We start from the raw sequence: 12,955 nt of genomic DNA on the forward strand, positions 1-12,955 counted from the left end.
TCTGCCTACGCGGAGCGGCTCTGAAGCAGCCGCCGCTGACGGCTCGGGCGCCCCGAACACGAGGACGTGCAGGTCGGCCGAGTGACCCGGCTCGTTCTGCAGGGGGGGGAGGCCCCGGCGAACGGTCGGCCGGCGGCGGGGCGAGGCCGGACGATGGCTCCGGCAGACGGGGCGGCCAGTAAGTGCGGACAAGGCGGTAGTGGCTTGTCCGGGCCTTTCCCGGTCCGGCGCCTTCGGGGGTCGTCACCGCTTGGTGGCGTCCCGCCCCGCTCGTCGTGTTGTCGGCCCACGCGCGGTGTCGTCGGGGTGTCGGCCGGGCGGGGGCGGGAGACCTCGGGTCTGGACGTGGAGTCGCTGTCGGCGGAGCCCTGTATGCGTTGCTGGCGTCGGCGTTCACCGCGACCCGCGACGAGTACGCGGCCGAGGCCACGAAAGCCGGGGACAGGGCGCTCGCCGCCGCTATCGCGGCGCTGCCGAAGCCGACCGTCGCGGCATGGGCGGCCGGGATACTGGCCCCCCGCCGGCCGAAGGAGGCGCAGAGCCTCGTCCGCTGGACGCCGGGCAGCTGCGCAAGCTGTCGCATGACCAGCATGTGGTGATCGAGCGGCTGGCCCCTACGGCGCGCACCCTGGTCGCGGAGGCGGGGCAGGGGCAAGGCAGCTGAGACCGAGGTACAGACCGCGGGGGAGCGGCTGGAGACGGCACGTGCGGCGAGGGCGGATGCCGCGGGCCGCCTGGAGGAGGCCGGGCCCGCGGCCGCGAAGGCGCGGGCGTAGGCCGAGGCGGCGGCCCGGACGGCCAGGAGAGTCAGAAGCTGTTCCTGGAGTCCGTGCACACTTGCCTGACGGGATTCTGGGCGGTGTGGGACCCCATCGGGGTTGGTCGTGCCGCGGGCCCGTACAGTTCGGTCGCACATCGGAACAGGGAGAGCAGGGCGTGATCGTGGGAACGCAGGGCCGGAAGCCGGGACGCCGTCTCGGGGTGGCGGCGGTGGCACTGCTGGTGTTGGGCGGGGTTCTGAGCTGTGTAGGGAGCCTCGGCGGGCACTTCTTCATGCCGACCAGGGTCATGCCGTCGGACCATATGAGGCCGTCCCATCCGGCAGGCGGGTCGATGGTCTTCAACACGCTGGTCGCTGGTGTGGACCGCGGCGACGTGGTGCTTTTCGATGCCGCGGCCTGGGGCGAACGCCACCTGTCCGTGGAGCGGGTCATAGCGGTGGGCGGCGACCGCATCGCCTACACCCCCGGGGACCGGACACTGACCTTGAACGGGAGGCCGCTGGAGGAGCCGTACGTCCTGAACGGCGACCCCGTGGCAGGCTCGCCCGGCGCGTTCAGCGTCAAGGTGCCCGAGGGCCGGCTGTTCCTGCTGGGCGACAACCGCGGCAACTCCGCCGACTCCCGGTACCGCTTCGAAGCGGCGGAAGGCGGCACCGTGCCCCTGCCGGCGGTGAAGGGCGCGCTCATCGACGAGGACGACCCGCTGGCGGTCGGCCTGCGGTCGGCCGTGCCTGCGGGCGGCGGGGTGCTGCTCCTGGGCGCAGTGTCCGGCGTCGCGGCGCTGCGCCTGCGGCGCCGAGCGGTGACGGCCGCGGCACCGACGGCGGACACGGTACCGGTCCCGGGAGTCTGACAACAGCGCCCGGGCCGGCCCTGCTGCTGCCTCGTCTACTGGGCTGTGTGGTGGTGGGGCGGCCGGGTCCTTGAAGGAGATCACGAAGGCTGCGGGATCCGTCATTCACGGTTCGGTCGCCCCGCAATCCCTGTGCGCTGTGTGTGGGTGGGGGGCCGTCTTGTTGGTGTCGGCGGCCGGTGAGATGCGGTTCACCGTTCCGGGTGCGCACGTCTTCACGGTCCGCGCCGGGGTGACGCGTCTCGCCTTGCTGTTGCGGGTCGCCTGCGGTTGGCGCTGGCGCGAACGGCGTGGGTCCGCACCGAGGTGCCGGCAGTTGGGGCGCGTCCGCCGCGGGCGGTGGCGCCTCCGCGTACGAGGACAGCAGCGGAGGCGGCGGTGATGCCGGCACCGTGAACGGGGAGCGCGGTGGCGGGGCCGGGGCCGGCGGAGGGTCGATGTTCCGCCGCCGCCGCCGAAGGGCGGGCGGAGGCCTTCGGCGGCAGCGGCGGCGGTCCCAGCGCTGCCAACAGGGAGTTCAGCGGCTCGGCGGGGCTGGCGATGTGCAGGGAGGAAGGGCCGGCGGCGTCCGCGAGAACATCACATACCCCTATGGCGGATTGGGAGGCGCGGCCGGCTCCTGCCCGGACGATGAGGACGACGAGGCGTCCGGAACCTCCGGGAACGAGGGGGAGAAGGGAATCGGCGGCAAGGGCGAGACGGGCCGTGGCGGGATCGCTGTGGAGGACGGCACGCGCGATGAAGGCCACGGAGCGGGCGGTGCCGGAGGCCGTGCCCCGACGGCCACCGGTGCCAACGGGGGCAACGGAGCGGTGATCGTGGAACGGGAACAGCGGCGGGCTGACCGGCACCGTCACCGGTCCGATCGGGTGGTGGTGGCGGGGCACGCGGGAGTGCCGGGTCCGGCGGATCGATTCGCCGCCGGGCCCTGCGTCTAGGGTCGGGCCCGCATCATCGGTGATCATCTCCGGAAGGCATTCCCCTGTCATGAACCTCCGCACCACGCTGGGTGCCGGCCTCAGCGCGCTCGCTCTGGTCCTGTCGATGGCCGGCTCGGCCCAGGCCGCCCAGGGCAACTTCACCTACAAGTACGTCGACGGCTACGGCGCAGAGCGCCAGGTCACCCTCCACGACCCGCACAGCGGCAAGTGCATCAACCTCCATGCCGTCGGCGACGACAAGGAGCAGCCAGGCTACGGCCCGCGCAACGACACCGACACCGCCGTGACCGTCTACCTCGGTGCGAACTGCCAGGGGCCCGAGTGGCGGCTGAAGGCACACGGCCAGCCGGCCAAGGACACCCTGGAAGTCCGCTCGGTACGCTTCGACGCCCCGCAGGTCAGCTAGGCAGGCCGCTGCTCCTCGCCCGCATCGTCCCGTGTGACGGACCGGCAGGACACAAGGCCGGTCCGCCACGCGATCGGGCCGCCGCAGAGCCAATCCCGTCGGCGGCCGGCTCGCGGAGATGCCGCGGGCGCCGACAGCGCCGCGCGCAGCACCTACGCCCCGCCCTGGTCCGGTGACGTGGACACCGGCGAGAGCCGCGACTTCCCCGGCGCCTCGACCCGTTCTCCGGGGAAGCCGCCCAGCAGCCGATGGCGAGCGCCTGGTGTCCCTTGTATGCCGCGCACGGCCAGGGCGTCGGTGTCGACCGGCTCGTCGCAGCCCTCCCTCCTGGCTCAGCAGGGCGCCGCACCTGCGGCGGCTCTTGATCAGGCCGCGGAGGCGGTGGCGGTGAGAGTGGATGCCCGCGCGAAAGATCGCGTTGAGCAGTCCGAAGGGCGTCCGGTCGGAGAGGGCCGGAGCCGGGTCGGCGAGCACGTCAGCTACGCCGAGCGAGTCCCCTGGGGTGATCTTGCACGGTTTCAGCGCCTGCTGCGCGCGGCCTTCGCGCTTGCCAGCAGGGTTCCCGTCCAGTCCGGCGCTGCGCCGATGGACGAGGTCTGCGCCAGACCGGCTGTGACCGCGGCATCGCTGATGTCGCTGGGCTCCATGGAGCCGTCGCGGCCGGACTTGGGCGTCGGGACCCAGACGATGCTGTTCTCCGCGAGCCCCGGCATGGTGTCGACCAGGGCGTCCACAAGTTCGCCCTCGTCGTCGCGGAACCACAGCAGGACGACGTCCACCAGGTCGTCGTAGTCGACATCGACCAGGGCTTGCCCGCCGGCCTCCGCGGCTGACTTGCGTACGCTCTCGTCCCCGTAGCCGATCTCCTGGACGACCATGCCGGGCTCGACGCCCAGGCGCTGGGCGATGCGGAGCTTTCTCCTCGTGGTGTGACGGCAATGCGGACCACAAGCACCGAGGCCGTGGCTGGGTCCGGGTGAGACATTTTCAAACCACAGATTCGAGTGGCCGGGTAAGTGCGGGGCGGGCTTCTCCGACCCCCGAACGACGAAGCCTCAGCCATCGCGGAGGCTGGACCTCGACTCGGCAGCTGCGGGCTGTGCGAGGCAGTCCCGTAAGCTCAGCCTGGTGTTCCTGTTCCAAGTAGCAGCAGACGGGCCTGAACCACTGGTCGTTCACTTCGAACCTCTCGGCTGGGACTTAGTGGTCGATCCGGGAGACCACATACTGATCGAGTGGCCCGAGAGTTCTACTGGCCCGGCTATGTCTGGGATGTTCTGTCATGCGCCGGGGCGCTTGACCATCCTGGAGCCCAACTTTCTGCCTGGTCAGGAGCGGAACTGGGCCAGGGTTTGGAACTCTGCGGGCGAAGAGATCACCTACTAGTGCTCATTGACCTCGTGGCTGGCAGAGGTGAGCTGACGGATGCGGCACGGGAGCAAGCCACGGAGCGGACGGTCCCGGAGGCCGTGTCCAGGACCGTGACGTCCTGATGCTCTTCCATCCGAAGTTCAGCGGGATCGAGGGCCCTGAGAACCCAACCAACCAGTCCATGGGCGTAGGCGACCTCAGGGAAGCCGTCCGGTACACCCCCTTCGACAACCGCAGCAGAATCCTCACGCTGGCCGACTACAGAAGCGTCAGCGTCAGGAGCAGTCGGGAGACTCTGTCGCCGTAGGCTTCGTCGACGATCGCGAGGTCGAAGCCCGTCATCTGCTGGCCGTAGAGTCGTTCTCCGTCCGCCCAGACGGCCTCCAGCAGCCCCCGGATCTTCCTCACCCGCTACGGTCGCTCCCGGCGGAGGTAGGGGGACAGCGCCGCGCGGTTACTCTTCCGTCTCCCAGAGTCCGCGGGTGCCGAGGGGGACTTCGGGGAGCCCCAGGCCGGACTTCTCGGCCTCGAAGAAGTCCAGCTCCGTGGGGTCCAGGTCCAGGGCCGCGCAGAGCTCCTCATGGAGCATGACGAAGGCCATGAGCCTCTCCTGAGCCCGGTCTTCGTAGTCGTCCCTGGTCCCGTTGAAGGCGGAGGGCTTGAGGTCGAACACGTCGTTTGCCCAGCTTCGGTACCAGTCGAAGATGTGGTTCGCCGCCTCGGCGACACCCTCGTCGCCTAGGTTGCCCAGCTTGTCGGCGGCTGCGCGGGCAATGGACGCTGCCGTGCGACACGGCTTCAGATTGCCGGTCGGAAAGCCACCGGAGGAGTACTTGACTGCCGAGACCAGAGTGGAGATGGTCTTGTGCCATCTGGTCATTTCGCTCTGGAACAGTCGGTACGCCCGGATGAGACCGGCTCTCGGAGAAGGATCGTCGGGCGCTACGTGGTTGGGGTCCGAGAGCCGCAGCAGCTCCTTGTAGCGGAACATGGCTTGGCGGTCGATGTCTCCGCGATCAAAGCGGGTGTGGCAGTTAGGGCACAGGACGATCATGTTGTGGAAGTCGTGCCTCTGGACACGGTGCCAGGGCACGATGTGCGCGATCTCCAGAGGTGTCGCGCGGCACGTCGGTATCGCGCATCGGTGGCCGGTCTCGACGAAGAGCTGGCGGGCTAATGGGCGAGGCACCTTGGTGCGGTTCGTGGCCATGAGGGAAGCGTATGAGGGCGGTGTGAGAACGGGTCGTGCGGCCCAGGGGTTGGGCTGATCCCCGTGCTCCGTGCATCGGACCGGTGACCCATCGGGCAACTCGTCCTTCCGCTGAGCGACAGGGTCAGTTCGGTGGTGTGGTGATACGGGTGGCGAGTCCGTCGAGCAGGGTTGTGAGGCCGTGCTGGAGGAGGGATTCGGGGGAGAGGGCGGCGCCCGTCCTCGCCGCGGCGAACGCCGGGAAGGCTCCGCCGTCCACCAGGGCCGCCAGCCGTGTCTCCTGGGCACGCATCCACTCCTGCCCGCTGACGCCGCTGGTGCGCGCCGCGTCGGTCTCCGGCTGGAGGTCGACGGCGTGGCCACGGACGTACCCGAAGAGGGTGACGGCGGCGTGCATCCGGGTGTCGTCGTCCAGGCCGAGTCCGTCCAGGGCGGCGAGGGCCCAGTCGATGTGGCGTATGCCGTTGGGGATCAGCAGGGGCCGGTTGAGGTTCATGGCCCCGGCCAGCCAGGGGTGGGCCCGGTAGAGCCGCCATTGCAGGGCCGCCGACAGTTCCAGCCGCTCCCGCCAGTGCGGCGGCGGCCGATCGGGCAGAGTCTGTTCCCCGAACACGGCGTCGGCCATCAGCACCACCAGCTGCTCCTTGGAGCTGACATGCCGGTAGAGGGACATCGCCGAGACGCCGAGCTCGGCGCCGAGCCGACGCATGGTCAGGGCCGCGAGTCCCTCGGCGTCCGCGATGACGACCGCCGCGCGGACGATGCGGGCACGCTGCGCGGTGTCGTCCTCGGCGGCGGGGCGCCGTCCCGGCCCGCCGGCCGCGGGCCGGGATGCGACCACAGTCCCGACTCCCGGCACCGCGCGCACCAGCCCTTCCTGTCCGAGTAGGGCCAGGACCTTGCTCGCGGTGGCCATGGCGACCCCCCACCGCTGGGTGATGGCCCGTGTCGAGGGCACCCGGTCCCCGGGCCGCAGTTCCCCGCGCTCGATGCGCCCGCGTAGCTCGGCCGCGATCCGCGCGTACGGCGCCTGCGTCTCTGTCATCCCACCCTCCTTGGTGCACTAGTACGGACGAACCGTAGTGCACTAGCTCGGTTTGCTCAACTTCCCTGTTCCATCACGCATTTACCGTCTGTACGTTGTACACACCACCCCGAGAGAGGACAGGGAAAATGAACGAGACCCAGAGCCAGACCAAGACCAGGAACCAGACCGTGCTGATCTCCGGCGGCAGTGTCGCGGGCCCCACCCTCGCCTACTGGCTGCACCACCACGGCTTCACCCCCACGGTCGTCGAGCGAGCCCCCCGGCTGCGTGACGGCGGCTACGCGGTCGACTTCCGCGGGGAGGCCCTGGACGTCCTGGACCGCATGGGGCTGCTGGAGGGGATCCGAGCGCTGGACACCGAGATGGGCGACGCGGCCCTGGTGGACGCCGAGGGCCGCCAGTACGCCACCCTGCCGGCGGCGGTCTTCGCCGGAGACCTGGAGGTCCTCAAGGGCGACCTGACCCGGATGCTGTACGAGGCCACCCGCGAGGACGTCGAGTACGTCTTCGGCGACTCGATCGCGAGCCTGGAGCAGGACGAGGACGGGGTGCTCGTCTCCTTCGAGCACGGGGCGCCCCGTCGCTTCGACCTGGTGGTCGGGGCCGACGGCCTCCACTCCAGGACCCGCGCGCTTGCATTCGGCCCGGAGGACGAGTTCATCCGCCACCTCGGCATCTACACGGCGATCTTCAACCTCGACAACTATCTCGGCCTGAAGAACACCGGCCACCTCTACGCCGCCCCCGGCAAGGCCGCCAACGTCTTCACGGCCCGCGACAACACCGAGGCCCGCGCGGCCTTCCACTTCGCCGCCGACCACCTGGAGTACGACCGTCGCGACCCCGCCTCGCACAGGCGGATCGTCGCCGAGCGGTTCGCCGGCGAGGGCTGGGAGGTGCCGCGCCTGCTGAAGGAGATGGACACCGCGCAGGAGTTCTTCTTCGACTCCAACGCCCAGGTCGAGATGGACACCTACTCGGCCGGCCGCATCGTCCTCCTTGGTGACGCGGGCTACTGCGCCGGCCCCACCTCGGGCCGCGGCACCTCCCAGGCACTGATCGGTGCCTACGTCCTCGCCGGCGAACTCGCCACCCGAGACGGCGACCACACGGCCGCCTTCGCCGCCTACGAGCAGCAGATGCGTCCCTACGTGGCCGAACACCAGGCTCTGGGCCGCGAGGGCGCCGAACGGTTCTTCATGCCTGCTCCCACCCAGGAGATCCTCGACATGCTGGCCGCGAACGCCCCCGGGAATACCCGCACCGAACCGGTCCGCCTCCCCGACTACATCCCTGCCGCCGCCGCCTGACGGGCGACGGCGGGACTGTCCGGAAGTTTGTGTATGCCCCGGTGTGACCCGTAAGGCATGAGATGTGGTCTCTGTCGGGAGAGATCACTGATGGGGATCAACGACGCTCGGCCCCGTGAAGGCATCGTGCGGACGGGGGCCGAGTTGGCTCGACTTGCGCAATCAGAAAGTGACTTGGCCGCCCAGCTCGTGGAACGGGCCCGCGCGGAAGGCGTGAACCTGGTCGGGGAGAACGGGCTGCTCAAGGGACTGGTGAAGCTGGTCCTGGAAGGAGCCCTTGAGAGCGAGATGGCCGACCACCTCGGCTACGAGAAGGGCGACCGGGCCGGGAACGGCTCGGGCAACTCCCGCAACGGCACCAGCCGCAAGCGAATCCTGACCGATGTCGGGGCGGTGGAACTGGACATCCCGGCGACCGGGCCGGCACCTTCAGCCCGCAGATCGTGCCCAAGCACCAGCGGCGTGTGGAAGGCTTCGACGAGGCGATCCTGTCCCTCTACGCCAAGGGCCTGACCGCCGGCGAGATCCAGGCCCACCTCGCGGAGATCTACGACGTCGACGTCTCCCACGAGACGATCTCCAAGGCCCCCGACAAGGTCAGCGCCGAGCTGGACGCCTGGCGCCAGAGGCCGCTGGACCGCGTCTACGCCGTCGTCATGATCGACGCCATCGTCCTGAAGATCCGCGACGGCGCGGTCGCCAACCGGCCCGTCTACATCGCGGTCGGGATCAATCTCGAAAGCGAACGCGACATTCTCCGGGTGTGGGTCGGCGCCGGTGGTGAGGGCGCCAAGACCTGGATGGCCTGGCTCGCGGAACGGAAGAACCGAGGGGTCCAGGATGTCCTGATCGCCTGCTGCGACGACCTCAAGGGCCTGCCCGACTCCATCGCCGCGATCTGGCCCCTGGCCGACATCCAGCTCTGTGTGGTCCACATGGTCCGCAACAGCCTCAAGTACGCCTCCACCAGGCACTGGTCGCAGATCGCCAAGGAACTTCGGCAGGTCTACACGGCCGCGACCGCGGACGCGGCCGAGGCCAGGTTTGCCGAGTTCGAGGCCGAGTGGGGCGCCCGCTACCCGGCCCTGGTAGCGGTCCGGCGCCGCGGCTGGGAACACTTCGTGATGTTCCTGCGGTTCCCGCCCGAGATCCGAAAGATCGTCTACACGGCGAACATGATCGAGTCCCTGAACTTGAGGTTCCGACAGGCGACCCGCCGCCGAGGCCACTTCCCGAACGAGGAAGCGGCGCTCAAGGTCCTCTACCTCGTCATCCGGGACCGGCAGCCTAACCGGCGCAACCCCACCGGCCGGACCCACAACTGGGAGGAAGCGATCAACACCCTCGCCGGCTACTACGGCGACCGCGCCACCGACAACCAGTAACCGCACTACCCACAAGAAGCGTCAGCACCAGGGCTTACACAAAGAAACTGACACTCCCGAGGAAGGTCTTGTAGGTCCGCCTGAGATCGCGATCGCAGCAGTCGTATTCCGATCCGCTGTTGCCGCATTCGGATTTCTGGGTGTGGCCGCTTCAGATCTTCTGTATGGAAATCCGGACAGTGGTCAGTGGATCAAAATGACGTCTCTCGCTGTCGGGGGCATGGTCGGCGCAACCTGGACCGTTCGCAGGTTGGGGCGGACAAAGCGTTGATGGGTTCGTTCTGAGAAATGCTCGTGGCACACCATGAGTCGGCGGTGTGCCATAGCCATCCCACACGACTGGTGTGAATGCGAGGGCTGATAGCAGTCGATCTTCCGGCACCCGGTCACTCCATGGCAGCCAAGATCCGAAGCCCTGCCGGTCTCCGGCTCGAACGGGCCCGGGAACGGGGTGAAGAGGTAACGGGACGGGGGAACCGGCGCCGGTGGGATCCCCTCTTGATGAGTGACCGAGGGGGAATTGCATGGCGGGGAAGATCGTCCCGGCAGCGGGGCGCTTGGTGGTGGCGGGGTTTCTTTGCGCCCTGATCGCGGGGTGCGGCAGCACAGCACCGGGGGGCTCGGCAGGACCTGCGCCCGTGCCCTCCCTCTCGCCTACCGCCGACTGCGGCCTTGACACGACGACTGACGACCCGAGCGGCGGGTACGCGGGCCCGCCGACGGACGAGGAGGCCGGCGGTCATGCCGGCCCGCCCACTGACCAGGAGGCCGCCGACGGTGGCGCCGGTCCGCCGACCGACGGGGAGATCGGAAACGGGGGTGGCCCCTGCGGGTCTGCGGACTGGTTCGACATGACCCGGGACTTCCAGGCCTACCTCGGACAGCACCTCACCAAGGCAGACGACGGCACCGTCTCCCAGCAGTCCGTACGCGAGACCCGTGTCCGGAAGGTGAACACCGCCGGCGAGGCGAGGATCACCTTCTTCTCCTACTTCACCGACGATGCCCTCAGCCGCAACGCCGCGCTCCGCCTGGCCCGGCTGTTCGCCGACTGGCGACGCGAGATCTACGGCGACGCGGGCAGGGTGTCGGTCCGTAGCACCGAAGGGACCGTGCTCGTCACCCTGAACTGGTGACCCCGGCCCCTCGCGCGTCCCATACCGCGCGGTGGTGGACGGCCCCGGCGCCCTCCGCCCGGATCCCGCCCGGAGCCGGCGAGGCGAGGCGCCGGGTGATGAGAGCGTGGTGGGCCTTGATGGTCTTGACCGGTAGACGGCTCATGGTGGAGTCGGGTATTCGAGACTGTCCGAGTGCCTCGCGTGTCACTGCCCCTGTGCCCGTGGGGTCGCCGAGGCGAGGAGACCGGACAAGGCCTCCTGGAGATTCTCGATCCGGCGGTAGTGAAGGGCGGTCATCCCCACTTCGCGGGCCGCGACGACGTTGGCGGCGGTGTCGTCGATGAACAGGCAGCGGCGGATCGGCACTCCGACGCGTTCGGCGGCGATGAGGTAGACGCGAGGATCGGGTTTCGCGACTCCGATGCGGGACGTGTTCACCACGGCGTCGGCGAGGCCGTCCAAGCCTTGCCGGGAAAGATCCGACTCCAATCGTGTGGTCGCGTTGGAGACCAGGGCGACGGTGGCGACTTCGCGGACCCTGGTGAGGAGGGACACGACCTCTTGATCGACGCGTGGCATGAGTTCGGACCAGGCAGCGACAATGCTTCGGGCACGATCCGTTGACCCACAGACGGCGGCGAGGTCCGTGACGACAGCTGAGCGCCATTGCTCATCGGTGACCTCCCCCGTGATCGCGGGGTGCAGGCGGGATGGCGCGAAGGCGGCTGCCGCGAGCGTGCCTGCGGGGAGTCCATGGGTGTGGTCGAGGTCATCGGGTCCCGCAGCGGGCCAGTGGCGAATCACGCCGTCGATGTCGCAGAGCACGGCGTCGTAGGGGCGGACGGTCATGTTCAGCGCTCCTTGGTGATGGCAGTCGAGCGGCTGACGTCGGCTGCCTAGGCGGCCCGGTCGCTCGCTGATGCCTCCCGCCACCGGTGGCGACTTGGACGCTGACCAGCACGTCATCCGCCCCTCTCAAGCCGGGATTGTCGCAGACGTCCCCGCGGTGGGAGAAGGGTTTCATCCCGCACCCAGCCCTTCACGAGTTCCACGCTCCAGGGCAGTACGGCCAGGCAAGCGCGGTGCTGTTGCACGTGCCGCCGGCGGCGGTCGAGGCACGGACGCGGGACGCGACCGCACCGTGCCCGTACGCATCGTGCGCGAGCACCACGCCTCCCAGCGGTACGGCGAGGGCTTTGCCGCAGGTGCACCTGATCTCCGGCTTCGGCGCGGCCGGAGCCCAAGGGCCATCATCCGCGCACTGACGCCATTTCTACTGGGCGGACTTCGATTCGCGACGCTGCAGCCGCTCGCCCATCAGCAACAGGAACGCCACCGCCGCCGCCGGATCGGGGCCGGCCGAGTACAAGTACAGGCCGAGCACGATCACGGCCTGCGTGGCTACAGCCGCAGTCAGCGCGGACTGCGGAAAGCGGTCGAGCAACGCACCGCGATGCTCATGCCTGCCAGACCCGCAACACCAAACCTACGTGCAGGGCGCTGACCGTGCCGGGGGAGAACCCGCTTGGGCGTCACCCAGAAGCCTCACGATGTGGGCAAATCCTGTGGACGCCCCGGCGACAGACAGCGTCCCGGCTGCGAGCACCGTTCCGGACCGGCGGACGTCAGGGCGTACAGGGGGGAGGGGCCCACCGTGATTCTCTCGGTGGGCCTCGGGGTCAGGAACTACCGTCGCGAAAAGCCCTCGCTCGTCAGGCGTGCTCGTCCGATGGCTGCTGGGCAGGCTGGACCGACCAGCTTGGCGGCTCGTCGTTGCCCGAGTGCTCGTCCAGCTCCGCGTCGGCGGCCGTCGCATGGACCTTGCCCGGCGAGTGGTGGACGGGCGCGTATACGGCGTAGAGCTGCAGAGCTTCTTCCCCGATGTTGGTGACGTTGTGCCAGGTGCCGGCGGGCACGAAGATCGCCCAGCCATCCTCGACCTCCTGGTCGAAGTCGAGTCGATCCTTCGTGGGGCCCATCTGTACGCGGCCCCGGCCTGCGTCGAGTCGTAGGAATTGGTCAGTCTCCGGGTGAGCCTCCAAGCCGATGTCCTCACCCACCGGGATCGACATGAGGGTCAGCTGAAGGTACTTCCCAGACCAGGCGACCGTGCGATAGTTCGTGTTTTCGAGCGTCGCCTTCTCAAGGTCGAAGCTTTGAGGTTCCGGCCCAATGTCCTTGATGGTCATACTTCTCTCCCGGTCAACGAAGGCGGTAGGCGGTACTCGGTTGTGTCTTGCACCGGACCACGTCAATATTCTCAGATCCCCAGGCTCTTCTGGCGACAAGTACGCGAGCCGCCGCCACGCAAATGTCCATGCCCCATTGCTCCGTTCTTCAGTGTGCCGTCGAGCAAGACCACCTCCTCGCACCGCTGGACGCCGCCTTTCAGCGCGCGCAGGTGGGGATCTGGCTGAAGAACGCGCGCGCCGCGGCTGCGGAGAAGTGGTCAAGACCTGTGGATCAAGCGTTCCAAGGGCTGTCCAACAAGGGCGGCCGTGCCTTGATGGGGTCAGGATCACAGTCGGCGG

General features: G+C 69.0%; 12 protein-coding genes and 1 pseudogene. 5 read left to right on the forward strand and 8 right to left on the reverse strand.

The window, feature by feature from the left end:
• Positions 1–720 precede the first annotated feature (720 nt).
• Both lepB and SLAV_RS37190 read left to right on the forward strand, forming a co-directional pair.
• Entirely contained in the window at positions 721–1,635 is a 915-nt protein-coding gene (gene lepB / locus SLAV_RS43435) for a signal peptidase I (protein ID WP_078950204.1), read from the forward strand.
• A 987-nt stretch (positions 1,636–2,622) separates the two neighbouring features.
• Positions 2,623–2,982: a hypothetical protein gene (locus SLAV_RS37190; protein ID WP_030227754.1), complete on the forward strand. Its 360-nt coding sequence runs from the start codon at positions 2,623–2,625 to the stop codon at positions 2,980–2,982.
• A gap of 518 nt (positions 2,983–3,500) precedes the next feature.
• Here the strand turns inward: SLAV_RS37190 and SLAV_RS37195 are convergent.
• From SLAV_RS37195 to SLAV_RS37205, 4 genes are all read right to left on the reverse strand, one after another.
• Positions 3,501–3,890 (reverse strand): DUF3052 family protein, encoded by a 390-nt coding sequence (locus SLAV_RS37195; protein ID WP_030227746.1) that lies wholly within the window; start codon positions 3,888–3,890, stop codon positions 3,501–3,503.
• Between the two features lie 721 nt (positions 3,891–4,611).
• Positions 4,612–4,761, reverse strand: coding sequence for a hypothetical protein (locus tag SLAV_RS41295; RefSeq protein WP_158740568.1), 150 nt, complete (start codon positions 4,759–4,761; stop codon positions 4,612–4,614).
• 46 nt (positions 4,762–4,807) lie between these two features.
• Positions 4,808–5,563, reverse strand: coding sequence for an HNH endonuclease signature motif containing protein (locus SLAV_RS37200; protein ID WP_051840539.1), 756 nt, complete (start codon positions 5,561–5,563; stop codon positions 4,808–4,810).
• Between the two features lie 124 nt (positions 5,564–5,687).
• Positions 5,688–6,608, reverse strand: a complete 921-nt coding sequence (locus SLAV_RS37205; protein WP_030227743.1) for a GntR family transcriptional regulator — start codon at positions 6,606–6,608, stop codon at positions 5,688–5,690.
• A gap of 128 nt (positions 6,609–6,736) precedes the next feature.
• Between SLAV_RS37205 and SLAV_RS37210 the strand changes: the two genes are divergently transcribed.
• The 3 genes and pseudogenes from SLAV_RS37210 to SLAV_RS41300 all read left to right on the forward strand — a co-directional run bounded on the left by SLAV_RS37210 (position 6,737) and on the right by SLAV_RS41300 (position 10,442).
• Complete coding sequence (locus SLAV_RS37210; RefSeq protein ID WP_030227740.1) at positions 6,737–7,921, forward strand: FAD-dependent monooxygenase; 1,185 nt, start codon at positions 6,737–6,739, stop codon at positions 7,919–7,921.
• A 90-nt stretch (positions 7,922–8,011) separates the two neighbouring features.
• Positions 8,012–9,306: pseudogene (locus SLAV_RS37215) on the forward strand (IS256 family transposase).
• A gap of 851 nt (positions 9,307–10,157) precedes the next feature.
• A complete protein-coding gene (locus SLAV_RS41300; protein WP_158740566.1) occupies positions 10,158–10,442 on the forward strand; it encodes a hypothetical protein in 285 nt (94 codons plus the stop codon).
• On the opposite strand, the gene SLAV_RS41305 is transcribed toward SLAV_RS41300, so the two are convergent.
• The 4 genes from SLAV_RS41305 to SLAV_RS37230 form a co-directional block, all read right to left on the reverse strand.
• A complete protein-coding gene (locus tag SLAV_RS41305; protein WP_158740564.1) occupies positions 10,426–10,587 on the reverse strand; it encodes a hypothetical protein in 162 nt (53 codons plus the stop codon). The two genes, SLAV_RS41300 and SLAV_RS41305, sit on opposite strands and share 17 nt — an antisense overlap.
• Positions 10,588–10,628: 41 nt before the next feature.
• Entirely contained in the window at positions 10,629–11,273 is a 645-nt protein-coding gene (locus SLAV_RS37225) for an HAD-IA family hydrolase (protein WP_030227737.1), read from the reverse strand.
• 424 nt (positions 11,274–11,697) lie between these two features.
• Complete coding sequence (locus SLAV_RS41310) at positions 11,698–11,868, reverse strand: hypothetical protein (RefSeq protein ID WP_158740562.1); 171 nt, start codon at positions 11,866–11,868, stop codon at positions 11,698–11,700.
• A gap of 268 nt (positions 11,869–12,136) precedes the next feature.
• Entirely contained in the window at positions 12,137–12,613 is a 477-nt protein-coding gene (locus tag SLAV_RS37230; protein WP_030227736.1) for a cupin domain-containing protein, read from the reverse strand.
• Positions 12,614–12,955: the final 342 nt, after the last annotated feature.

The sequence above is a fragment of the Streptomyces lavendulae subsp. lavendulae genome, from assembly GCF_002803845.1.
Classification (GTDB): domain Bacteria; phylum Actinomycetota; class Actinomycetes; order Streptomycetales; family Streptomycetaceae; genus Streptomyces; species Streptomyces lavendulae.

What these genes read in the sequence shown, in the direction of transcription:
- lepB (WP_078950204.1), top strand. Translation starts at nt 721, where the DNA reads ATGCCGCGGGCCGCCTGGAGGAGGCCGGGCCCGCGGCCGCGAAGGCGC.
- SLAV_RS37190 (WP_030227754.1), top strand. Translation starts at nt 2,623, where the DNA reads ATGAACCTCCGCACCACGCTGGGTGCCGGCCTCAGCGCGCTCGCTCTG.
- SLAV_RS37200 (WP_051840539.1), bottom strand. Translation starts at nt 5,563, where the DNA reads ATGGCCACGAACCGCACCAAGGTGCCTCGCCCATTAGCCCGCCAGCTC.
- SLAV_RS37205 (WP_030227743.1), bottom strand. Translation starts at nt 6,608, where the DNA reads ATGACAGAGACGCAGGCGCCGTACGCGCGGATCGCGGCCGAGCTACGC.
- SLAV_RS37210 (WP_030227740.1), top strand. Translation starts at nt 6,737, where the DNA reads ATGAACGAGACCCAGAGCCAGACCAAGACCAGGAACCAGACCGTGCTG.
- SLAV_RS41300 (WP_158740566.1), top strand. Translation starts at nt 10,158, where the DNA reads ATGACCCGGGACTTCCAGGCCTACCTCGGACAGCACCTCACCAAGGCA.
- SLAV_RS41305 (WP_158740564.1), bottom strand. Translation starts at nt 10,587, where the DNA reads ATGAGCCGTCTACCGGTCAAGACCATCAAGGCCCACCACGCTCTCATC.
- SLAV_RS37225 (WP_030227737.1), bottom strand. Translation starts at nt 11,273, where the DNA reads ATGACCGTCCGCCCCTACGACGCCGTGCTCTGCGACATCGACGGCGTG.
- SLAV_RS37230 (WP_030227736.1), bottom strand. Translation starts at nt 12,613, where the DNA reads ATGACCATCAAGGACATTGGGCCGGAACCTCAAAGCTTCGACCTTGAG.